The sequence below is a fragment of the Arenibacter troitsensis genome, from assembly GCF_900177645.1.
GTDB lineage: Bacteria > Bacteroidota > Bacteroidia > Flavobacteriales > Flavobacteriaceae > Arenibacter > Arenibacter troitsensis.
Genome location: NZ_FXAO01000003.1, coordinates 446,739 through 469,149, shown reverse-complemented (window position 1 = coordinate 469,149; position 22,411 = coordinate 446,739). Strand labels below are relative to the sequence as shown.

15 protein-coding genes are annotated in these 22,411 nt (G+C 38.7%); 1 reads left to right on the top strand and 14 read right to left on the bottom strand.

Annotated elements, in window-relative coordinates:
- Positions 1-719: 719 nt before the first annotated feature.
- The 14 genes from B9Y87_RS09115 to B9Y87_RS09050 all read right to left on the bottom strand — a co-directional run bounded on the left by B9Y87_RS09115 (position 720) and on the right by B9Y87_RS09050 (position 20,153).
- The gene (locus tag B9Y87_RS09115) at positions 720-3,047 is read right to left on the bottom strand and encodes a GumC family protein (RefSeq protein WP_085498279.1); all 2,328 of its coding nucleotides are present in this window, start codon (positions 3,045-3,047) and stop codon (positions 720-722) included.
- A 103-nt stretch (positions 3,048-3,150) separates the two neighbouring features.
- Entirely contained in the window at positions 3,151-3,927 is a 777-nt protein-coding gene (locus B9Y87_RS09110; RefSeq protein ID WP_085498277.1) for a glycosyltransferase family 2 protein, read from the bottom strand.
- Positions 3,927-5,210, bottom strand: a complete 1,284-nt coding sequence (locus B9Y87_RS09105; RefSeq protein WP_085498275.1) for a phenylacetate--CoA ligase family protein — start codon at positions 5,208-5,210, stop codon at positions 3,927-3,929. Before B9Y87_RS09105 ends, B9Y87_RS09110 begins: the two co-directional genes overlap by 1 nt.
- Positions 5,211-5,223: 13 nt before the next feature.
- Positions 5,224-6,273, bottom strand: coding sequence for a glycosyltransferase family 4 protein (locus B9Y87_RS09100; protein WP_176225616.1), 1,050 nt, complete (start codon positions 6,271-6,273; stop codon positions 5,224-5,226).
- Between the two features lie 142 nt (positions 6,274-6,415).
- A complete protein-coding gene (locus B9Y87_RS09095; protein WP_085498271.1) occupies positions 6,416-8,074 on the bottom strand; it encodes a glucosamine inositolphosphorylceramide transferase family protein in 1,659 nt (552 codons plus the stop codon).
- A gap of 43 nt (positions 8,075-8,117) precedes the next feature.
- Entirely contained in the window at positions 8,118-9,107 is a 990-nt protein-coding gene (locus B9Y87_RS09090; protein ID WP_085498269.1) for a glycosyltransferase family 2 protein, read from the bottom strand.
- A 2-nt stretch (positions 9,108-9,109) separates the two neighbouring features.
- Entirely contained in the window at positions 9,110-10,222 is a 1,113-nt protein-coding gene (locus tag B9Y87_RS09085) for an EpsG family protein (protein ID WP_085498267.1), read from the bottom strand.
- 231 nt (positions 10,223-10,453) lie between these two features.
- Entirely contained in the window at positions 10,454-11,746 is a 1,293-nt protein-coding gene (locus tag B9Y87_RS09080) for an MOP flippase family protein (protein WP_085498264.1), read from the bottom strand.
- Between the two features lie 93 nt (positions 11,747-11,839).
- The gene (locus B9Y87_RS09075; RefSeq protein ID WP_085498262.1) at positions 11,840-12,529 is read right to left on the bottom strand and encodes a serine O-acetyltransferase; all 690 of its coding nucleotides are present in this window, start codon (positions 12,527-12,529) and stop codon (positions 11,840-11,842) included.
- An 80-nt stretch (positions 12,530-12,609) separates the two neighbouring features.
- Positions 12,610-13,953 (bottom strand): nucleotide sugar dehydrogenase, encoded by a 1,344-nt coding sequence (locus tag B9Y87_RS09070; protein ID WP_085498260.1) that lies wholly within the window; start codon positions 13,951-13,953, stop codon positions 12,610-12,612.
- A gap of 133 nt (positions 13,954-14,086) precedes the next feature.
- A complete protein-coding gene (locus B9Y87_RS09065; RefSeq protein WP_085498258.1) occupies positions 14,087-15,247 on the bottom strand; it encodes an MraY family glycosyltransferase in 1,161 nt (386 codons plus the stop codon).
- Positions 15,248-16,518: 1,271 nt separating this feature from the next.
- Positions 16,519-17,349 (bottom strand): amidohydrolase family protein, encoded by an 831-nt coding sequence (locus tag B9Y87_RS09060; RefSeq protein ID WP_085498256.1) that lies wholly within the window; start codon positions 17,347-17,349, stop codon positions 16,519-16,521.
- Between the two features lie 125 nt (positions 17,350-17,474).
- On the bottom strand, positions 17,475-19,127 hold the full coding sequence (locus tag B9Y87_RS09055; protein ID WP_085498253.1) for a UxaA family hydrolase: 1,653 nt from the start codon (positions 19,125-19,127) through the stop codon (positions 17,475-17,477).
- An 18-nt stretch (positions 19,128-19,145) separates the two neighbouring features.
- On the bottom strand, positions 19,146-20,153 hold the full coding sequence (locus B9Y87_RS09050) for a zinc-binding alcohol dehydrogenase family protein (RefSeq protein ID WP_085498499.1): 1,008 nt from the start codon (positions 20,151-20,153) through the stop codon (positions 19,146-19,148).
- 705 nt (positions 20,154-20,858) lie between these two features.
- Between B9Y87_RS09050 and B9Y87_RS09045 the strand changes: the two genes are divergently transcribed.
- A complete protein-coding gene (locus B9Y87_RS09045) occupies positions 20,859-21,539 on the top strand; it encodes an FMN-binding protein (protein WP_176225615.1) in 681 nt (226 codons plus the stop codon).
- Positions 21,540-22,411: the final 872 nt, after the last annotated feature.

The following is a 22,411-nucleotide window of genomic DNA, read 5'->3' as shown; positions in this document are numbered from 1 at the left end:
TCTTCCAACGCTCCATTACAGAGAGTACTTTCAACTTTTGAACATTTAGCATTTAACTATTGCTTATGCCTTATGGCTAATGGCTTTTGGCTAAAAACTGTTAACTTCCGTTTACTTTGATTTCGACTCCGCCCGCCTTACGGCCGGGCAGGCCCGCCTTGAGGGCTGGGCAAGCTCTCCCCCAAGCGGAGGGAATTTGTTCTGAGGTGCTAATATTGTATTTATGAAAGAATTATTCCCCCTCCTTGCTTGTGCAGCTTTTTTGCAGTAGGAGGGGGCTAGGGGGAGGACTTTTTACTTTGTTTATTGCTAATTGTACATTGTAAGAAGCAGATGGCCACCCAGTCTACCCCTTCCGTCTTCTCCTAGGTCGAAGCCACCTTCCCCTAGCCATGGGAAGGAGCACCTAGTTATAGGGCTTTCAACACAAGGCTTTAGTTCTGGCTCTAGCATCTAGATTCTAGATTCTTCCAACGCTCCATTACAGAGAGTACTTTCAACTTTTGAACATTTAACTATTGCTTATGCCTTTTGCCTATTGGCTTCTGGCTAAACACTGTTAACTTCCGTTTACTTTGATTTCGACTCCGCCCGCCTTACGGCCGGGCAGGCCTGCCCGACCGTAAGGCAAGCTAGAAGTGACGGGCATTAGACCTTAAACCTTGAACATTCAACGTTATAACATTAAACATTATAACTTTCAACATTACAACACCTTTCTACTTCTCACTCCCATACCCATAACCGTACCCATAGTTATAGCCTTTGGCCTTACCATTGCCCACACCGTTAACCACATAGGCCATGTTTTTAAGCTTTTTGGTCTTGTGCAGGTTTTTAGAGAACTCCAAAAGACGCTTGTCCGTTAGGCCGGCACGAGTTACAAATAGGGTAGCATCGGCGAATTTTGAGATTAAAAGTGTATCCGAGACCAACATGGTAGGAGCGGTGTCCAATATAATATAATCGAATTCCTGTTTTGCGTTTTCCAGAAATTGGGCAAAAGCTTTGCTAGATAACAATTCCGGGGCATTTGGGGGTATGGGACCTCCAAAGCATATATTAAGCGAGCCATTATTGCCGGGACCGTTTACCAAGCAGTCTTTCCAGTTCATACCAGGGTCATTTAGGAAGTTGGATAGGCCTTTTTGATCGCTATTTCCGTTAAAATAGGTATGTAGTTGGGGATTCCTTAAATCGGCACCGACCAAAAGAACCTTTTTATTTAAACTGGCATAGGCCAATGATAAATTGCTGGACAAAAGTGTTTTTCCCTCGCCTTTAACAGAGGAAGTCACCGCAATGACTTGGCCCCCCTTGGCTTTGTTTTCGGGCAGGAGATAACTAAGGTTAGTACCTAAAATACTGAAGGATTCTGCCAAAATAGACCGATCATTGACTTCCATAAAGCTTTTGGTTCCTTTGAAAAATGGGATTTCTCCAGCAATAGGGATTTCTGGATATAAAATTTCCAGATCCTTTCGGCTCCTAATTTTTGTATCCAGGGTAAATCTGATATACAGTACGGCAAAGGGCAAGAACATACCCGCTATCAACGAAAGCGCATACACAATCGTCTTCTTAGGCGATACCGGGATACTATTGGTCAACCCATAATCTACAATCTTTACGGAGGGGGCGGTTACGGCGTAGCTTATGGCGGCCTCCTCACGTTTTTGAAGTAGCAAGAGAAAAAGATTTTCCTTAATATCCTGCTGCCGTTCTATGGAACGCAACATTTTTTCCTTTTCCGGCAAACGGGCAAATTGTGAACCTGCACGACTTTCTTCCTCCTTTAATTGACGAAGTGAGTTTTTTAACTGTGTTTCATAGATGTTCACCGATTTAATGATGTTGACCTTGGCACGCTCCAATTGCTCGTTAAGGGCAACTAGGGTAGGGTGGTCCTTACCCACGTTTTGTAACAATTTCTCCCTATCCAACGAGAGTTTATTGTAGTCACTGACCAAAGTATTAAGACTTGTATTTTCCAGCCCGATATTGGCAGGCAATAAACCATAATCCATCTGGTTAATTACAGATTGCTTTAATAAAATGGAAATAGAAATCTGGTTTTCCAACTTATTTACCTCGGCCTCCGTTTCAGACTTTTTTAATAAGCTTGCTCCCGCATCTGCTTCTATATAAGAGAGGTTGTTGGAACGTTTAAAGCTTTCCTTGCCGCCTTCAATAGAATCCAGCTCCTGGGTGAGGTATATAAAACGTTCGTCTATAAAGTCGAGGGTTCGTTTAGACACCAGTTGCCGGTCCAATACCCCGTCCCGGTTAAATTTCTCGATCAGGGTATTTAGAATAGCTTCATTTTTATCAATATTTCCTCCATTTATGGACAAAGATAAAATCTCACTGCTCTTACTGGTGGCCTGTACTTGTATATCTTTTATTAATTGAAATATTACCTTCTTTATAGGGTTTAGTACTAGGCTATAGTTGATGCCCGCGTAAAAGCTGGGGTCTATGCCCTCCCGCAACTTTATGGTAAAAGGGAGGCCGGCTGTAGGCGAGTCGGGTTCCTTTAAATTTGGGGTAAAGACCTGGTCATTTACATCCGTAATTCTCATGCCCTGGGCATCCATAGTTATATCGTAAAGCCAGGGGGTTTGAACACTATCAGCTTCAATTTGTTTCTCCACTATAAAGGGGGCAACCCATAGTTGGGTAGATTTAACCTTGCCCACCTCATAATAGGCTATGTCCAGGTGGTGCTCTTCTACGACTTGTTTAAGAATACGATAAGATTTTAAAACCTCTATTTCATTTTCCAGGTTTATCTTATTGTTCCTGCTCAAAAGGGCAAGGGCATCAGATGCTATATCGGCCTCCTTGGTGTCGTCTATAATCTTGATCTTGGCTACAGTATTGTATTTAACCGGAGCATAGCGCATATAGATAAATCCAGCACCTATACAGGCAATGGCCGATAAGAGGAACCACGGCCAATACCTTAGGTATTTCTTAATGATTTCCATTAAAGCATTTGATTCATCTTCCTCAACGCGCTCTATATTACTTGGGAATTCTTTCATGTTTTGTGTTCAAATTTAAACCTCCGTATGGGAGTTAATAGGAATTTGCAAATATCCTTAATAAATTCTGCTATTATACTAATTTACTTTTTTATGATCGCTTTTATTTTTTGGTAATCCGAGTTTTTACGTAATACTTTTTAAATCCATTTAAGGACCATAAATTTAATAGGTAAAAAGATCGAATCAAACTAAGTTTTTCTACATCCCTATACACTTTCCAAACATAGGGGATAAGTTTTAATTTACTTCTGGAAACCGAATTCTTTCTCATTCTATAAATTGCCATTGGCTCGGGGATACCATAAGCAAAATCAATTTTTTTAAGTATGGCAAGCCATAGGCCCCAATCTTGTCTTTTCTTTAATTCCGGCATATAATGTTTACCTATTCGCCTTATATCTATAAAAGCGGTAAGACAGGAAATGGGACATGATTTTAGAACATCGTTGTAAGTGACCTTTTCAGGGACAATAAAATCTTTTATTAAGGGATTTAGGTCTTCATCCTTTCTTTCATAGGAAGCAAAAACGAACTCATAATTGTTGTTCAAACAAGTGTTCAGCGAGGTTTCCAAGAAATTAGGGAACCAAAGATCGTCACTGTCCAAAAAGGTAATGAATTGGCCTTTGGCTGCTGTTATGCCTTTGTTCCTTGTAATTCCTGGACCCGATTTTTCCAAATTCCTTATTAGTTTAAATCTGGCATCGCTTTGCATAAATTTTTCAACAATGGCCACTGATGTGTCCTCTGAACAATCGTCGATCAAAATCATTTCCCAATGGGTATAGGTTTGTTGTAAGACCGTATCCAATGTAGCTTCAATATATTGGGCCGAATTATGTACTGGGGTTATTATGCTTATTAAATGTTTCTCCATTATCCTATCGTAGTTATAAAGTCGTTCAGTTTTTCTTCCATGTTGTGCAGGTTCTGGCCATAAAAAATATTAAAATCGATATCGTTCTTAAAATACTTTTTCAATTCTTTTTCCAATATACATTGGGAATCTTTCTCAGTCTGTTCTATATAAAGATCAATAATACCTTGGATGTGCTGTCTTGCCTGATAATTTAATACAATGCCATGTTCAACGGACAGGTTTTTAATAACATTGTAAATCATCCTTCCTGGAAATTCCTGTGTTTTTCCGATTATTTTTACACCTACCCGTCCGTTAATATTTAAAATAACAGGATGGGCCCTACCACAATCACATTTAAAATCCTTATCGGCCAATTCTATCATATCGCCCAGTCTGTATCTAATAATAGGAAACGATTTGGATAACATATTGGTCACCAAGATCTCACCATCCTCTTCTTCAACAATAACATTTTCCAAGGCAATATGCATATTTCCTTCCGGGCATTCAAAGGCAATAAGTCCGGATTCTGCGGAGCCATATTCGCTTAAAATTTTTAATCCGAAAGCTTTTTGGACCTCTTCCTGATAGGAGTCGAATACCATTTCGGAGGTGCCTTTTATCATTTTAAGGTCATGATCAATCTTTAATCCCGATCTATTGACCAGCTTGGCCACTTCATAGATCATGGAGGAATATCCGTGCAGGTATTTAGCGCCCTTTAGATTCTTGGCGAAATTTTTAATTTCCTCGGGACAATAGGAAAATATTCTAAATCTGTTCTGTAGCCGATCTAACCATTTAATTTTTAGTGTCTGTTTTGGCTCTATGTTATAGCCCCATAAATACCCATTTTTATCAGCTGGGTTTACCCCATACCAGCTATATCCCCTAAACATGGCCGCGCGGTTCTGTGAATCCCATTCCTCATTTTTAAGGAACGCCAAGGATTCACCGGTAGTGCCAGAAGTTAAAGCCCTAAAATTCTTCCTAAATGGGTAACTGGAGTGTATTAGTCTGTTATACCTTATCAGGGTCATCTTGGAAATAGTGGGCAACTGCTTCAACTGTTCCAAATCTTTAAATTCTGAGGGCTTAAAGTTATAGTCATCAAAGGTAGTTTGGTAAAAGGCAGAATGAGTGTAGGCAAACTCCAAAAATTCCTTACATTTATGTAGCTGGTATTCCAACAATTCCTCCTTGGACCATGTATCCGACTCTAATAAAAAAGCAAGATGTTTGGATAGGGATGGATTTCTTTTCCAAATTCCAAGCGCGTATAGTAGTTTATATACCATTATTAACTTTTACTTACTGTTTAATGGGAAATGTAATGGACTTAATTATCTCCCAAGCTTTATCGCTGCTAAATTCATGACTTTTGGCACGAGCACCTTGTTTAAGGGCATCTATTTTTTCTGGATTTTCAATAAGCATTAAAACTTTATTTATAAAGTCATCTACGTTATTAAATTCTACTATGGCCCCCGAGGTATGGTCTATAAATTCAGAGGCATACAGCCAATTACTGGCAATGACGGGTATTCCGGAGATATAAGCGTCCAGGATGGAGCCAGGAAACCCTTCAGTATAGAATTGGGTGGGAAAAAGCATTATATCATATTGGGATAGTACCTGGTATATTTCATTAGGTTGCAACACTCCGCGGTACGTAATGTACTTGTTGGCAGTGTTGAGTAGCTTATTAAATTCTTCTTTATAATCTTCTAATATGGGCCCATAAATGTCAATACTTACATTTTCAAGATTCAATTTATTTAATCTCTGACTAAGTTTAAATAAGGTTTCCACTCCTTTCAGAGGATGTACCCTGGCCATAAACACTAATCTTATGCGATTACCCGTGGCGCTTTGAACCGGTGAAAAGTTGGTGTCCCTAAAATTATTTAGGCGTTTAACTTTATTAAAACCGTAATCCATTGTTAAACAATTACACAAGGCATCGGTCTCTGGATATATATGATGCACCTTCGATATCATAAAACGATAAATAGGTCTGCTTTGTAAAAATTCTCCAAGCCATCCACCTACCACTACGAAATGAATTTTTGCAGAAAATAGCTTGGATAAAATGAAAACAAAGGGAAAGATATAGGTCAAATTTTTGGTAGCCGGAAGATAGAATAATTCATCGGCCTTGATTACATGATACAAGCCTTGGAACAAACCCAATTTATTGCTATTTAAAGAGTCTGTGTCAAAATAGACCACCTCTGAAAAATATTGATTTTCCTTGCTTTTTAGTAATTGGTATACATTTCTTGTCTTAACGGTTTGTCCGCATAAATTGTTTGTGCTATAATTAAAATTACCAAATACCAATACTTTTGGTTTGTTCATTACATTCAATAGTTTATCAATTAAACCTACATTTGGCATTAGGATGGCCCATTTACTATATCCAAACTGGCATTAAAACGAATAAGTTCTTCGTTACAACAATTATTATTAATTGTGCGATCGTTTATAGGTGTCATTTTGGTTATTTACTCTTTTTATAGGCTGCATCATAGACAAATAGCCCGTCTATCTGGTGCAAATGATGCATAGACATTAGACCATTTTTAAAATCGGGTTCAAAAATCATAGTATTTTCTTCTATATAGGAATTTATAGTAAGTTCTTTGATCTTATTGATATTTAAGGCTCTACCGTAAATACCTTCAACGGTTCTTTGTGAAGGCCTGTAAATTTCATTGTTATAACTGAAAATTGCTCCACCATTTCTGCCTGTTCTAGTATCGATTATCACCGGATTTTGTGTATGCGGTACCAAGGTGTTAAGTTTTAGTGAATCTACCTTATAAATAAACAGTTCACTGTGTAAACGTAAATTAGGAATTTCTTTTTTGTTGATGAATAACCATTTTTGCCCTTCTTTATCGTTGTAAAAGGAGGCATCTGCCACGAATTCCCCTTCGAAGGCTGTTGTATATAGTTCCCATTTGGTTGGAAAATGAATACATTTATAAATCTCCAGTCTTTTGTTGTCCAAGGTTTCCGGCATAAGATAAATTTCGCCATCTTCTTCAAAAATAAAGGGATAGGACAAATGGTACTCCAAATTCAGGACATCTACAATATTGGTTAATTGATCATTTTCTATGATTCCACAGGAGAGTTTCCCCTTCTTTGTTTTGTAACAAAAGGTTTCAAAAAATACATAATTTTTGTTGCCATATTGAAAAAGAAAGGGATCTGCCCAAAATTCATCAATAGGTTGATTTACTGGCCTTAATTTTGATATATCCGTGGTGATAAAATTGCCTTTACCTAAAAAGAGGGTCCAGTGTTGATACCTAACTCCAAAATACTTGATGTTCAACGATTTAGAACCTTTCCTTATCAAGGATGAATAAAAGCCATATGTATATATAAAAACAGAATATAAACTAGGTCTTGTGTATCTTTCGTTAGCGGAAACAATCGACTCAGGAAGAGTGTAGGTCCCATTATATAATTTCCTTAAATTTTTAAGTATCAAGGAAACAGACCCCTCCAAGACTGTATCGGTGGTATTTACCACTGACCATAGACAATTAAAATACGCCTTGTCCAAGCATTTGTCTTGTACAGAGTCCAAGAATAGTTGTTGTAAGCTAACTTCAATAGAAGGCTCCTTGTGCAGTACCTTCCAAAAAGCAATAGGGCCAAATTTGTTTCCAGATTTATCGGCGTAAAGCAATGACCAAATACCAAAATTTGCAGAATTCAAGATATTTCCTTCAATTTTGTTGAAACCAAACTTTAGAATAACATCTAAATTGTTTTGCGCTATAGTATTTGAATCTTCATCATTAAAAAAATCTATTCCATCATGTTCTTCTGGCTCCAATTTTATGAGGTCTATAGTACTTAAGTGTTGCAGTAAAATTGACTTATCTATGGTTTGAAAAGCTTTAAAGAATAATTTTCGTTCTATAAGTAACTGTAAATTAAGTACTAATTGTCCAATACTATTCTTAGTGGAAATAAACTTAGTAAACTGCTCTTTAAAGGTTTCTTTGTTTTTGGTTCTCCCGTCCTTAATAAACAGGGCAAGTTTTAATTTCGAGTCATTAATAATACCTTGGATAATCCTTAGTTCCCAATTGGATAGCTCCTCCAAATTCTTAATCATTACCCCAATTCTTACGCCCATACTCTAATATTTACTTCAACTACATCTTTTTTTGTCATAACAATTATTTCTGTTTTTCAGCTACCTTAAGTTGAACATAATCAAGCTCTTTGTTGGATTTAGGCCAGAACAGAAAAAAACCTAAAAAGGTGCCAACATCAAAAATGATGTATCTGGCATATAATGACCAAAAATTTCCTTTAACTTTTTTTCTTTTGTATAATAGTTTTATCAGTACCAATAATAGGTAAAGAACTAAATACATTGGGTTTTTTAGATTAATTGATACAAATAATGATAAAATAAAAAAGAACATGGTCACTTCTCTGGCTAAATATTGGAAAATAAACCTATTGAAGATATTTTCTCTGTACAGCAAAGGTTTAGTATATAAAAAATTACCTTTTAGAACATCGGACCATAATCTATCATTTCTATTGTATGATATGGTATGATGCTTTGCCAAAACCTCCTTTATCCTTAGCAATTTGTGACCTTTTTTGCTCAAACGAAGCCCTAAATCAAAATCTTGGGATTTTTTGAATTTATTTTTCATCCCACCTATGCCATTCCACAAATTTTTGGTAATCAAAAATAACCCGCCTGTAGTTATTTGATAAGTATCATGCTTTAAGTTGTGTCTTTTTTTAAATCCAATTAAGTTATCCGTGTTATCGTAAAAATAATCTTCAAAATCTCCTGAAACGAAATCATTTATTAAACCTTTCGCTGGGGTATATAGTAATTGTAAAGTTTCGGGTATGATCTCCATGTCTCCATCTATGAAGAAAAGGATGTCTTTTTTGGATTCCAATGCGCCTATATTACGGGCTATTGCAGCGTTGGTGGTTCCACTTATATTAAAGACTTTGACAGATTCAAATTCTTGGACCCTGGTTAAGGTATCATCCGTAGATTTAGAGTCGATATAAAGAATTTCATAATCAGAAATTTGATTTATGTCTACGGTATATAAAATGCTCTCCATGCATTTGGTAATTTTAAATCCCTCGTTTCTGCCGATGACAATGAATGATATACTATGGTTGATCATTATTAAAACTTTAAAAATTGATAGGGTGAGGCTCCGTTTTCACCTAGATGAATACCGTAGCAAAATAGTAATACAAAAAACATTAAAACAGCATTGGCAATAAGGCTTTGTTTGGACTTATATAGGTAATGCAATATAAAGGCTAGACTAAAGGTGGTGAAGAGTAGAAAATAATAATTTATCCTAGTCATAAAAAGAAGGTGCGAAAACGAATTGTATATTATTATTCCCGTTAAGGCAAGGGTATAATAGGGTAGACTGCCAGGGTATAATTTTATAATTTTGGAATAAAAGGTTAATATAAAAAAACCGATGCCTACCCTTACCAAATAACCTAATGTTAAACCACCAGCTTCATCGGCATTGTCGGCCAATTTGGAGGCAAAATTCCCATAATCCACCTGTGTGCCAGAAAGTAGGTTGGAAATAGAATCTAAATCTATAATATTTTCGAAGGGAATAAAATGTAATACCAAGCTGATTCCAAAGGCGATATACCAAAAAAAGCTCGATAATTTAATCCGATGGATGACAAAGTACATGGGTAAAAACAGGAACATGCTCTTGTGCATTAAACCACCCAAAATAATTATTATGAAATAATGATATATTTTTCGCTCTTGGGCATACATAACGGCAACAGCCAAGGCACTCATGGCAATGGCCTGGCGTATCCCATTGAAAGAGTATAAATAAAACCCAAAAGTAATAAAGAAGAAAACCCCCAAATACAAAATTGACTTATAATTCTTGAAGCTGTAGAAAAACAGAAAGTAAGTCAAAAAGGCGGAAATGGTAAAAAAAGACCATACTTCAAGACTTAGTTGGTTAAGGACTTGGACCAACACAATATATCCTATTTCCATATCAAATTCCTCAATGTCTGTTAAATTGGCCACTTCCTCATAAAGATAGGCATAGGCCTCATAATCTTTACCCGTATTATAGCGTAGGCCGGCCACCAAAACCAAAACCAATAAGCTAAGACCAGCCAAAATTAGATTTGCCTTTTTGACACCTATATGGGTGGTTTTTGAGTCGAATCCTCTTTTTACTAGGAAAACGCCTAAAAAAAGTGCGGACAAATAAATAAAATAGGTAAATGGATCAGCCATTAGTTGTATTTGTTGATTTAAAGGAACTTGTAATGTAATTACAACTAAATGAAGCCCTGCTTTTATAAGGTTGTGAGATTCGCTTTAAATTTAAAGATTTACCTTCAACTGTTTTAATTTGATATAACTCTAAAAACCACGGCGTTACATTATCTAAATTCAAATTGTTGATGTGTAAAGAAAAAATATGCAAATAGCACAACTTTAAAAACATAATTAATTAAGATTAGTTTATTTTTTTATTAAATAAATTATTCTCCAATTTACAATAAAACACGCTTTAAAATATTCGCTTAAACTAGCTTTGGTTAATTTGTAAATTAGGAATTTCCATGCCGGATAATACATGCAGAGTGAAGATAAAGTTATTCCAATAGTTACACCCACTATACCGAATTTCGTGCCAAAATAAATAAAAAGCGGGTTAAGCAATAACACAAAAATATACCACACGAATTCTAAATCTGTTCTCCCAGTTGCTACAACAAGACTTCCAATAGGATTGTTTATTGCTCTAAAAATCATATAAACGGAAAGAATTCTAACCAAAATAAAAATATCATCAAATTCAGAACCATAAAGTATCTGAACAATCCAAGGGGCAAAAATGCATATGCCTATATAAACAGGAATATTTATAGAACCGATTACATTTATTAAGTTTAAATAATTGCGTTTTAATTGATTTCTGTCGTTTTGAAATAAGGCAAGGGTAGGAGTAGCAACCTTCACTATAATAGGGTTTATTAATTGGACTGGGCGTAATACTAATTGCTTCGCTAAACTATAACCACCGAGAATATCTGCTGAAAAAAACTTCCCTATAATTAAAACGTCCAAATTAGTATTAAAATAGTTAATGGTTTGGCCACCCACTTGATAGACACCTATTTTTAAAAAGTTTCTTGTGTCACTTAATTTAAAATGAAACAGTAGTCCTTGGTTTTTTAATCCGATAATAAAATAAACTACATTAGAAAATAGGGATTGCAATATAAGAGAATATACAAGTGCAAATACTCCAAAACCATTTACAGCAAGGATAATAGATAAAGCCAATGAAAGTATGGCTCCAGTGATGTCAATAACGCTTATTTTATTAAAAAGTAGATGCTTTTGTTGGATTGTTTTAAATTGACTTCCTAACCCGGTAAACAATAAATTTAGACCAATTAATGGAATAAGAGTATTTAATAGTGGTTGGTCATAAAATGATGCTACAAATGGAGTGATTAAAAATAATACAACATACATAATTATACATGCCACCCAATTAATCCAGTATAGGCTAGCATATTGTTTTTTAGTAATATCTTGCTTATGCAAGATAGCAGAAGTTAGACCCATATCGAGAAACAGTTCCATGATTCCCATGACAAAAGTGACTAAAGCCATTAGCCCAAAGTCTGATTTATCTAAAAACCGAGTTAAAATGGATACTTTTATTATTGCAGATACTCCCAAAACTATAGTACTTGCCAGAGTCCATTTAACTCCTTTTTTAACTTTGTCCTTTAGGGCCATACTATAATAATGATTTCTTTTTCAATATTAATAAAAACACCTATTCCTTGATTTTTTTTCCCAACTTTATGGTCCAATCTGTAACTATAGAATTCATTTGTCCAAAAGGCCATTATCTTTTAATATTTTTTTTAATTCTGTTGCAGGAATACCACTTAAATCACTCTTTTTATGCAAACCTTTTTCTACAATTTGGGTTGCTGGTATAAGAAAATCTAGTGTATCCACCTCGGCAATTTTTTTTCCTGGAACACCAGCAATAGCAATATTTTGCTCAATAAAGGATTTGGTTACCACAGAATTTGCTCCTATTGCCGTACCGTTTGCTATATTTATATCACCATAAATTTTTGCCCCTGGTCCTATGTAACAATTATCTCCAATGGTAGGCGCTTTTCCACTATACCCTGCTTTTGTTCCAATATTTACACAAGCATGTAACCTGCAATTTGCCCCAATTTTAGTTTTTCCATTTATAATAATAGTTCCGTAGTGAGCTATGGATAAGCCTGGGCCGAAAACATTAGGAGGGATTGTGAAACCAAGTTTAAAGGATAATTTTCTAAACTTTTTAGTTATAAAATATCTGTTTAATAATGCAGGAATCCCTTTTTTGCAGTTAATAAAATACTCTAATTTTCTTAAGGTCTTTTGAAATTCCCAAATATAGTCAGGGAACAAAATATTTTTGACCCTTTGCGCAAGATTAATTTTGTATGGAAGGGACTTTGCAACTCGATCGACTTCTAGGTAATACAAATATTCTTTTTTGGATTTAATCATATCTGTAGGGTTATAGTTCCTAGAAATTACTAGGGAAATTCATTTATTTTTTGTTTTTTTTCATAAGTTCATTGGTAACCTTATAACTTACCATCTGCCTTATCCCCTAAAATACCTTTTACATCATAAACTACAGTATTTCCATTTTTTAGAGCCTCCAAATCCAGGTTTAAAAATTGCTGGTGCGCTACGGCAAGGACAATAGCATCGAATTGGCCAACCGGCAAATTTTGAGTGGTAGTTAATCCGTATTCATGCATAACTTCTTCGGGCTTGGCCCATGGATCATAAATGGTCAGCACAGTGCCAAAATCCTGTAATTGCTCCACAATATCCACTACTTTCGTATTCCTTACGTCCGGACAATTCTCTTTAAAGGTAATACCTAGGACCAATATTTTGGAACCTTTTACTTTTTTATCTGCCTTTACCAATAGTTTTATTACCTCATTGGCCACATGTTCTCCCATGGAGTCATTTATTCTTCTACCCGCTAAAATAATTTCGGGATGATAACCCAACTCTTGAGCCTTTTGGGCCAAATAGTAAGGATCTACGCCAATGCAATGTCCGCCTACCAAACCGGGCCTAAAAGGCAGGAAATTCCACTTTGTCCCTGCGGCCTCCAAAACGGCCTGGGTATCCAAATCCATCAGGTTGAATATTTTGGCCAGTTCATTAACAAAAGCAATATTAATGTCCCGTTGCGAATTTTCGATTACCTTTGATGCTTCCGCAACTTTTATACTTGGGGCTAAATGGGTGCCCGCCACAATTACCGATTTGTACAAGTCGTCTACCCGCTTGCCAATTTCCGGGGTAGACCCAGAAGTTACCTTTAAGATTTTTTCTACGGTATGTTCCTTATCTCCGGGATTTATTCTTTCCGGGGAATATCCGGCATAGAAATCCTCATTAAATTTTAATCCTGAGATTTGTTCCAGAACAGGAATACATTCTTCTTCCGTTGCTCCGGGGTACACTGTGGATTCGTAAATAACTATATCGTCCTTTTTTAAGACTTGCCCCACCGTTTTACTTGCTTGATACAATGGCGTTAAATTAGGGCGGTTATTTTTGTCTACCGGAGTGGGAACGGTAACAATAAATATATTGCAGTCCGCTAAATCTTCCAGCTGTGAGGAACAAAATAAGCCTAATCTTTTTTCAGAATATTCTTCATCTGAACCTACGGAGGAAACTTCCGCCATGGCACTTTCCAGTGCGCGTTTTGGAGATGAAACAAGGACTTTTTTTAGAATCTCATCGGAAACCTCCAAGGTGCTGTCATGCCCAATATTTAACTGTGCTATTCTTTCGTCATTAATATCGAAGCCTACTACGGAATATTTGGTAGCAAATAGCCGGGCCAAGGGCAAACCTACATAGCCTAATCCTATTATTCCTATTTTAAATTCTGACATATTATATGTTCTTAAAACTTTTTATATATAAATACTTTTTTCCAAAATTGGGATGCGCTGATAGTTATCCGTATCATAATCCATTATATCCAAAAACATTGGAATTGACTGTTGGATAATTATTAGCATTTAGTTAGCCAAGGAAATTGTTTATCCTAGATCTAATGTTGGACCATTTTATAGGTTTGGGCTTGATCAATTTTAATTTCCCCTGCTTACGTACAAACAACCAGGGTGATACATATAGTAAAGGAACTGCTATAATGATAATATAGAGCTGAACATTTATATATAATTCACGGATCAAGAAGGTCAGTTCTATTATAATACTGTTCAATACCACCACAAATAAGGAGGCCTGTTTATGGGTAATGCCCAGGTCTATTAGCCGATGGTGAATATGGTTCCTGTCCGCACTAAAGGGACTTCTTTTTTGGCTTATGCGAATGGCAAATACCCTTAAGGTGTCCAAAAGAGGATAAGATAATATGGCCATGGCCATGATAGGTGCTTTTATGTTCGTAACAGGGGTGTCTATGGTAGCGTTGTAGGATAAAAACCCAACGGCCTGAAAAGCCAATAGAAAACCTATAAACATGGATCCGGAATCTCCCATAAATATTTTACGGTGGGGAGAGAGGTTGTACCTAAGGAACCCTAATAATGCCCCAATAAGTACAAAGGAAATAAGGACAAATAGATACCTTTCATTCATAAAAAAGAAGGTGCCAAAAGACAAGCTGGATAGCAGGGCCACAGATCCTGCCAAACCATCCAAGCCGTCTATAAGATTAAAGGCGTTGATGATCAACAGAAATACAAAAAGCGTAAAGACTACTGAAATATAATAGGGGAGTTCCCCCAATCCAAAAATACCTTCAAAACTGATAATCCTGAGATCGGCCAAAACAATCACCATAAGGGAGGCCACTAACTGCACCATAAATTTCTTTTTTGGTGCCAAACCAAAAAGATCGTCCTTAACCCCTAAAAACATCAACATTATGGTGGCCAATAAAAGGGATACAAGCTTAATGAGATCTGGTTGGGAAAGGCCTACCATTAAACCTAGAAAGGCAATGGATAGGGAAAAGGCGATAAAGAGTCCAACCCCGCCCAAAGTTGGTGTTTTTGAGGTGTGCATACTGCGATCTCCGGGCTCATCCATAAGGTTTTTAGAGCGTACCGCAAAAATAATTACCGGATACATCCTATAACATAGGAGTAGCGGAATACATATTGATACAACCCCTAAAAAATAGAGATTGGAAAATAATTCATAAAAATATGCCATAGTTAGTGTTTAGCACATAAGGGTTTTAATAATATTAGCTAATCCATGCACTATTTTGTAACACTTTATAGGGGGAATTCTAAAGGAACAAAAAATAAAATTTAGGGACCTACCAGTATTGAATACATTCAATACTGTTGGATGGGTAAATTTAACATTTAATAATTTATAAGAGATTTATTTTAATTTATATCAAGGTTATAATCGATGAAATGCACAATTCTTCTATAAACTGTAAAATGGATTAATTTGAAGATTTGATGATTGGTTGATTTGGAAATGGATTAATGTGGAAATGATGGGATAGCCATAAGCCATAAGGCAAAAGTGAAGAGAAGAGAGAAAAGATGAATGGGTTAATGAGATAATGTGAGAATTTACCAATGGATTAATGTAGCAATGGCGGAATAGCCAAAAGCCAGAAGGCAAAAGTGAAGAGAAGAGAGAAAAGATATATGGGTTAATGAGATAATGTGAGAATTTACCCATGGATTAATGTAGCAATGGCGGAATAGCCAAAAGCCATAAGCCATAAGGCAAAAGTGAAGAGAAGGGAGAAAAGAGAAAGGATAAATGGTTAATGAGATAATGAGAAAATTTACCAATGGATTAATGTAGCAATGGGTTGATTTGAAGATTTGATGATTGGTTGATTTGGAAATTGAATAATGTGGAAATTGATAATGTGAAAATGTACTAATGGAACAATTTGAAAATGAGGTGATTTGGTGATTTGGAAATGGGAATTGATCAGGTACTAATATTATATTTATGTAAGAATTATTCCCCCTCCTTGCTTGTGCAGCTTTTTTGCAGTAGGAGGGGGCTAGGGGGAGGACTTTTTACTTTGTTTATTGCTAATAGTACACTGTAAGAAGCAGCTTACTGCGCTATGCCTGCCTAAAGGCTTGGCAAGCCCGCCTTACGGCCGGGCAGGCTCGCAATGACGGCATTGAACTTTCAACTTTCAACATTGAACTTTCAACACAAATCTTTAGTCTAGGCTCCAGCATCTAGATTCTTCCAACGCTCCATTACAGAGCGTACTTTCAACTTTTGAACATTTAGCATTTAACTATTGCCTATTGGCTAATGGCTTTTGGCTAAATAGCACTGGTCCCTGTTATCCCTTCTCGATACCATCCTCCTTTGTCGGATCACCCGCCTAAAGTCGGGCAGGCCTGCCCGACCGTAAGGCGGGCTCGAAGTGACGGGCATTAGACCTTAAACCTTGAACATTCAACGTTATAACTTTCAACTTTACAAATGACTCACTCCAGTCCATAAAACTCCACCGCATTCAGCCCCATAATGGCGGCCTGCTCCGTGGTGCTAAGGCTGGAAATGAAATTGGTAGTCAGCTCCATTACCTGGGTGTAAGTTCCGGCAACCAGGCAAACGGGCCAATCGGAACCGTACATGCATCGTTCTGGGCCAAAAGCCTCTAGGGCCAAGAGCATATAAGGGTGTATCTGTTCCGGAGTCCAACTTTTGAAATCGGCCTCTGTGATCATCCCTGAGATTTTACAGAATACGTTTTCGTGTTTGGCAACTTCTTTCATCATGGTAGCCCAGCCGTCATAGAAACCGTCTTTAATATAGGGTTTGGCAATATGATCGATGACGAATTTCTGATTGGGGAATTTTTTCACCAATTCCAAGGTAGCCCCCAACTGATGTGGAAAGATAAGAATGTCATAGACGGCCCCGTATTGTTCCAATTTGGAGATGCCCCTTAAGAAGTCGGGCCGCAACATAAAATTATGGTCGGCCTCTTCTTGAACAATATGTCGGTACCCCTTTAAATGCTTGTCTTTGGCGTATTTCTCCAGATCTTTATCTACATCGGCACTTCTTAGGTCTACCCAACCTACCACACCTTTAACAAAAGCGTTGTTATGGGCATGTTCCAACAAAAAATCGGTTTCCGCCAAAGTCTGATCTGCTTGGACCGCCACACAGCCGTCCACTCCATTTTTTACATAGACCGGTTTAAGGTCCGAGGGCAAAAAATCCCTGCGGATAACGCTCATCTGCTCGTTGATCCAAGAGTGTTTTACAGGATTGTACTTCCAGAAATGTTGGTGGGAATCTATAATCATGATATTAATATTTTTAGTTTGTTAATAGGTCCTTTTTTTACCTCTCCTTGGGAGAGGTCAGAACTGCTTTTTGGCAGTTCTGGGTGAGGTTATTGAAAGTTGAAAGTTTTCTGGGTGAGGTCCTTTTATAGCGAGATACCTCTTTTCCATGGAATAAAGTCGTTCTGCTCCAATCTCACCGCTGCGGGAATCTTGTTTCCACTGGCCACTTCTATGATATAGTCCAGCAGTTCTTCCCCTTTGGTCTGAATGGTATCTTCCCCGGTAATAATGGTACCGGTGTTAAAATCAATGATGTCCTTCATGCGTTCCGTTAGGGCGTTGTTGCTCGACATTTTGATGACCGGGGCCACAGGGTTGCCGGTAGGGGTGCCGAGGCCGGTAGTAAAGGCGATCACATTGCAGCCAGATCCTGCCAGACCAGTGGTGCTTTCCACATCGTTGCCTGGGGTACAGAGGAGGTTCAAGCCATTTTTGGTGACCCTTTCCGTATAGTCCAGCACATCCTTTACCAAGGAAGTTCCGCCTTTTTTGGCCGCTCCGGCCGATTTCATAGCGTCGGTTATGAGTCCGTCCTTAATATTTCCTGGCGATGGATTGTTTTCAAAGCCGGAGCCTATAGAGACCGCTTTGGCGGAATAGGCCCGCATAATACTGGCAAATTTCTCTGCATTTTCCGGAGATTCGCAACGGTTGATAAGCTCTTGTTCCACCCCATTGAGCTCCGGAAATTCGGAAAGCACGGTGGCCCCTCCCAAAGCTACAATAAGATCGGAAGCATAGCCGAGGGCCGGATTGGCCGAAATTCCTGAAAATCCGTCCGAGCCACCACATTCCAAGCCCAGTACCAATTTACTTAGCGGCGCTGGTTTACGTGTTACCTTATTGGCTTCAATAAGGCCCAAAAAGGTCTTTTTGACCGCTTCCTCTATAAAATGACGCTCGCTTTTGCTTTTTTGTTGTTCCAAAATATGTAGCGGTTTGGAAAAGTTGGGGTCGCGTTTGGCTATGGCAGCCTCCAAAATTTTCACCTCTGCGTTCTGGCAGCCCAGACTAAGAATGGTAGCTCCGGCAACATTGGGATTGGTAATATATCCAGCCAAAAGGTTGCAAAGCGTGTCCGAATCCCCGCGGTCACAACCGCAGCCTCCGTCATGGGTAAGGAACTTAATGCCGTCCACATTCGGGAAGGTGCGGTTCTGTTTAATATCCTCGGCTGTTTTAATAATTGGGGCAGCCATCAGGTCCTCTGCACTGGCCCCTTTTTTGTATTGGGATACCAAAACTTCGGTATCTATAATATAGTCCTGTGCGGTCTCATAGCCCAGGGCGTTGAGAAGGGTAGTGCGAAGGACGTTTACATTTCTGTTTTCACAGAATACCATAGGGATGACCAGCCAATGGTTGGCGGTTCCTACACTGCCGTCGGCACGGTGGTACCCATTAAAAGTGCTGTTCTTCCACTTGGAAATGTCCGGCGCCACCCAGGTGGATTGTTGTTCCCCCACATTGTAGTCGGAGGAGGCATGCACCACATTGTCTATGGTAATACTTTCTCCTTGGGCAATGGGCCTAATAGCTTTTCCTATCAGGGCACCGTACATTAGGATGGGGTCGCCCACCTTAAAATCCTGAAGAGCGAATTTATGCTTGGCGGTAACATCGTTTTTGAGCGGGAAGGATTTTCCCTCAAAATGTACCACATAATCTTTTTTCATATCCTGCAAAGCAGCAAGGATATTGTCGTTGGGATGTATCTGTAAAAAATTCTTGGACATAATGGAATGCGCTTGATGTTAAAATTCTACCGTGGCTTTTATTACTCCTGTTGCAGGTTTTAACCAGCTATCGAAATTTTCTTTCATCTGTGTGAAATGCACGTTGTGGGTGATGAACGATTCTGTTGGGAACTGGTCCAGAATGGCAATGACCCTTTCAAAATCGGTTACCGTGGCATTTCTGCTGCACAATAAGGTGGTTTCCTTAGCGTGGATGGCAGGGTGGGTAAAGGTGAGTTCCCCTTTGGAGAGTCCCACCAAAATATACTTCCCGCCGTGCGACATATAGGTTGGTCCCTGTTCCAGGGCTCCTTTATGGCCAGAGGCGTCGAATACGGCCGTGGCCATATCGCCATTGGTAATTTCCGAAATCTGTTTAACGGGGTCTTCGGTGACATTTACAATATGGTCCACCCCAATCTTTTCCTTGGCGTATTGTAGTCGGTCCTGGTTCATGTCCAGGGCAATGACTTTGGCTCCTTCTATCTGGGCCAATTTCATAATGCCGATACCGATAGGGCCGCAGCCTACGACCACTATGGTCTCCCCAGGAACTATCTGCGCCCTTCGGATGGAATGTGCCGCTATGGCCAAGGGCTCTACGATGGCCATCTGTTCGTTGGTCAGGTGCTTGGCCGGCAACAATATATCTACAGGAACAGTAATCTGCTCTTGCATGCCGCCGTCCGTGTGTATGCCCAAAACCTGGATCTGGGTACAGCAATTGGTCTTTCCGTTTCTGCAGGCCACACAATGGCCACAGCTTAGGTAGGGCATGATCACTACATTGTCTCCTGGCTTGATGCCCTTATCATTTTCGTCTATTTCCAGCACAGAGGTGGCCAGCTCATGGCCAAGGATCCTGGGGTAGGTAAAAAAGGCTTGATTACCGGTATAGGCGTGTAGGTCGGTACCACAGATGCCCACCTTGTTCACTTTTAGCAGGGCTTCCCCTTTTTTTCTGATCGGGGCTTCTTTTTCCTTTAACTGAAAGTCTCCAGGTTCCTCACAAACAATGTATTTCATGTGTATAATTCTTTGGTTTTTATGGTTGATGTGATTGGTCATTACCATTTTATAGCTGTTGCCTGAAATTACAAGAGCTAAAATGCCAATGTGGTTTAAGGGTGTAATTTAGCCAAAAAGATTTAAAAATTGTTGAAAGCCTCAAGTTCAATGTTGAATGTTCAATGTTAAAAGTTGGGAAGGGTTAAATGTGTATTGGGAAGTGGAAAATTAGTATAGATTGAAGAGAATTGAGAATTGAAAGAAAAGAGAAAAGAGAAAAGAGAAAAGAGAAAAGAGATTGCAGTGAACATTGTTGTGTGGGCAGTACCCTTTAGTTAGAAGGCATTGGGCATTAGGCAATAGGCAAAAGCAATTGTTAAATGTTAAAAAGTTGAAAGTCCTCACGGTGATGGAGCGTTGGAAGAATCTAGAACCTAGATGTTAGAGTCGAGACTTAAGTCTTGTGTTGAATGTTCAATGTTGAAAGTTCAATGTCGTCATTGCGAGCCTGCCCGGCCGTAAGGCGGGCTTGCCCGACTTTAGGCGGGTGATTTTATGTAGTGCAGCGCAATAAAATGGTATCGAGAAGCCCTCGAACTGAAGATGCTGTCTCGAATCTTGTTTTATATGCCTGACCAATATCATTTCAGGAATCAGGCCTTGGCATTACCTTCGAAAAAATAGGATTTGGAAAATTTGGAACTTTTTAAATAAAACATGAATATGAAGAAAATAAAAATACTTTTGATAATCATGGTTGTCTTGGGATGGAACTGCAAGGAAAATCCAAAACAGACGGAACCAATAATTGAACCTGAACAGGAAATCCAAACCACAACTGACTTACCGGAAGCTATTAAAGAAATTGCATTATTTGCCTCGCCGACTTTTACGGATACGACCAACATCCAGGATCTAATAATCTTTAAAGAGCTTAATACTACAAGCGGTATTATTTCTACCACAGCTTTGGAAAGGGCAAACGACCTGTATAAAAAGTTGGCGACGCGCGGGCAAGCCACTTCCCTTCCCATATTTGAAGTCAAGGAAACGGACCTAGTTGTTCTACCTGTACAGGGTGTTGGTTTTGGTGGGGCCATTTGGGCAAAGGTGCTGTTGGATAAAAAGACGTTGAAAATAAAAAACATAGCCTTTGAACACAAAGCAGAATCTGAAGGTTATGGGGCGGCAGTTAGCGAAAAAACATTCGAAGATCAGTTCTTAGGTGTGAAAATCAATTTGGAGGAAGACACCTTTACATTGCAGAAAGCCATTGAAAAAGCCAATGACGACGGACATTATATTGACGGGATTTCCAGTGCAACCATGACAAGCAAGGGTGCCGTTTCCATGTTGAACGAGGGTTTGCGAAAGTATGGTGGCTATTTGAAGAGTGTTCAGTGAGTAGTGTTCTTTAGCCAAAAGGCAATAGGCAATAGGCAAAAGTTGGTTGTTGGTGGTAAGTTTTGAGGAACATTCAAAAACTGGTGGCTGAGCGTAGTCGAAGCCACTGGATGAAGTACATGGAGATTGAGCCTACCTAAAGGCAGGAAGGCGTAGTCGAAATCGAAGTAGCTGGTGGGCAGTAATCAGTTTTCTTCAGCCAATAGCCAATAGGCAATAGTTTAATGTTTAAAAGTTGAAAGTTGAAAGTTGTCACTTCGAGTTCTCCCTTCGTCTGAAGGGAAGAGCCCTTGCTGTCGTCATTGCGAGTGAAGCGCGGCAATCTGCTCCTTACAGTGTACAACTAACAATTAGTAATAAACAATGTTGATGTTCAAGGTCCAAATTCCAGGAACTTGTGGTTTTGGCTACGCCTGTATGCCGATACAGGCAGGCTCAGTCACCGCATGAAGTAAACAATATGTAGTAGTCGGTTAATTACGATTGAAAAAATAGTAAACAGTATAAATCGGCGGAGCCAAAAACCCTTAACCGCAGAGGACCGATAAGTAAATGCAACGATTTGCATTTACTGCAAGGGGCCAGCTGGCGCGATGGAAAAGCTCCGAGCGCAGGAGTCCCGTGAGGGACGACGCGGAGTTTCGCACACGGTTTTTCGACCTCGGTGTCGAAAAAATACCTCTGTTAAGGCGCCTTCACCCTCGCTACTGCTGTCTCCTCTAATTCAAGGTACACTGTACCTTGTCTTTTCGGCCCTGTTTCGTTTTCTTTGGGCGAGCAAAGAAAATGAAAATGACCCATTACAACGAGTTTGCCTATTGACAGGCAGGCTTGGGAAGGGCCTTAAATGGCATGATACTATATCGCAGTAT

Excerpts from the sequence above, each read along its gene's own strand:
- B9Y87_RS09115 (WP_085498279.1), bottom strand. The coding sequence starts at position 3,047 with ATGAAAGAATTCCCAAGTAATATAGAGCGCGTTGAGGAAGATGAATCA.
- B9Y87_RS09110 (WP_085498277.1), bottom strand. The coding sequence starts at position 3,927 with ATGGAGAAACATTTAATAAGCATAATAACCCCAGTACATAATTCGGCC.
- B9Y87_RS09105 (WP_085498275.1), bottom strand. The coding sequence starts at position 5,210 with ATGGTATATAAACTACTATACGCGCTTGGAATTTGGAAAAGAAATCCA.
- B9Y87_RS09100 (WP_176225616.1), bottom strand. The coding sequence starts at position 6,273 with ATGAACAAACCAAAAGTATTGGTATTTGGTAATTTTAATTATAGCACA.
- B9Y87_RS09095 (WP_085498271.1), bottom strand. The coding sequence starts at position 8,074 with ATGGGCGTAAGAATTGGGGTAATGATTAAGAATTTGGAGGAGCTATCC.
- B9Y87_RS09090 (WP_085498269.1), bottom strand. The coding sequence starts at position 9,107 with ATGATCAACCATAGTATATCATTCATTGTCATCGGCAGAAACGAGGGA.
- B9Y87_RS09085 (WP_085498267.1), bottom strand. The coding sequence starts at position 10,222 with ATGGCTGATCCATTTACCTATTTTATTTATTTGTCCGCACTTTTTTTA.
- B9Y87_RS09080 (WP_085498264.1), bottom strand. The coding sequence starts at position 11,746 with ATGGCCCTAAAGGACAAAGTTAAAAAAGGAGTTAAATGGACTCTGGCA.
- B9Y87_RS09075 (WP_085498262.1), bottom strand. The coding sequence starts at position 12,529 with ATGATTAAATCCAAAAAAGAATATTTGTATTACCTAGAAGTCGATCGA.
- B9Y87_RS09070 (WP_085498260.1), bottom strand. The coding sequence starts at position 13,953 with ATGTCAGAATTTAAAATAGGAATAATAGGATTAGGCTATGTAGGTTTG.
- B9Y87_RS09065 (WP_085498258.1), bottom strand. The coding sequence starts at position 15,247 with ATGGCATATTTTTATGAATTATTTTCCAATCTCTATTTTTTAGGGGTT.
- B9Y87_RS09060 (WP_085498256.1), bottom strand. The coding sequence starts at position 17,349 with ATGATTATAGATTCCCACCAACATTTCTGGAAGTACAATCCTGTAAAA.
- B9Y87_RS09055 (WP_085498253.1), bottom strand. The coding sequence starts at position 19,127 with ATGTCCAAGAATTTTTTACAGATACATCCCAACGACAATATCCTTGCT.
- B9Y87_RS09050 (WP_085498499.1), bottom strand. The coding sequence starts at position 20,153 with ATGAAATACATTGTTTGTGAGGAACCTGGAGACTTTCAGTTAAAGGAA.
- B9Y87_RS09045 (WP_176225615.1), top strand. The coding sequence starts at position 20,859 with ATGAAGAAAATAAAAATACTTTTGATAATCATGGTTGTCTTGGGATGG.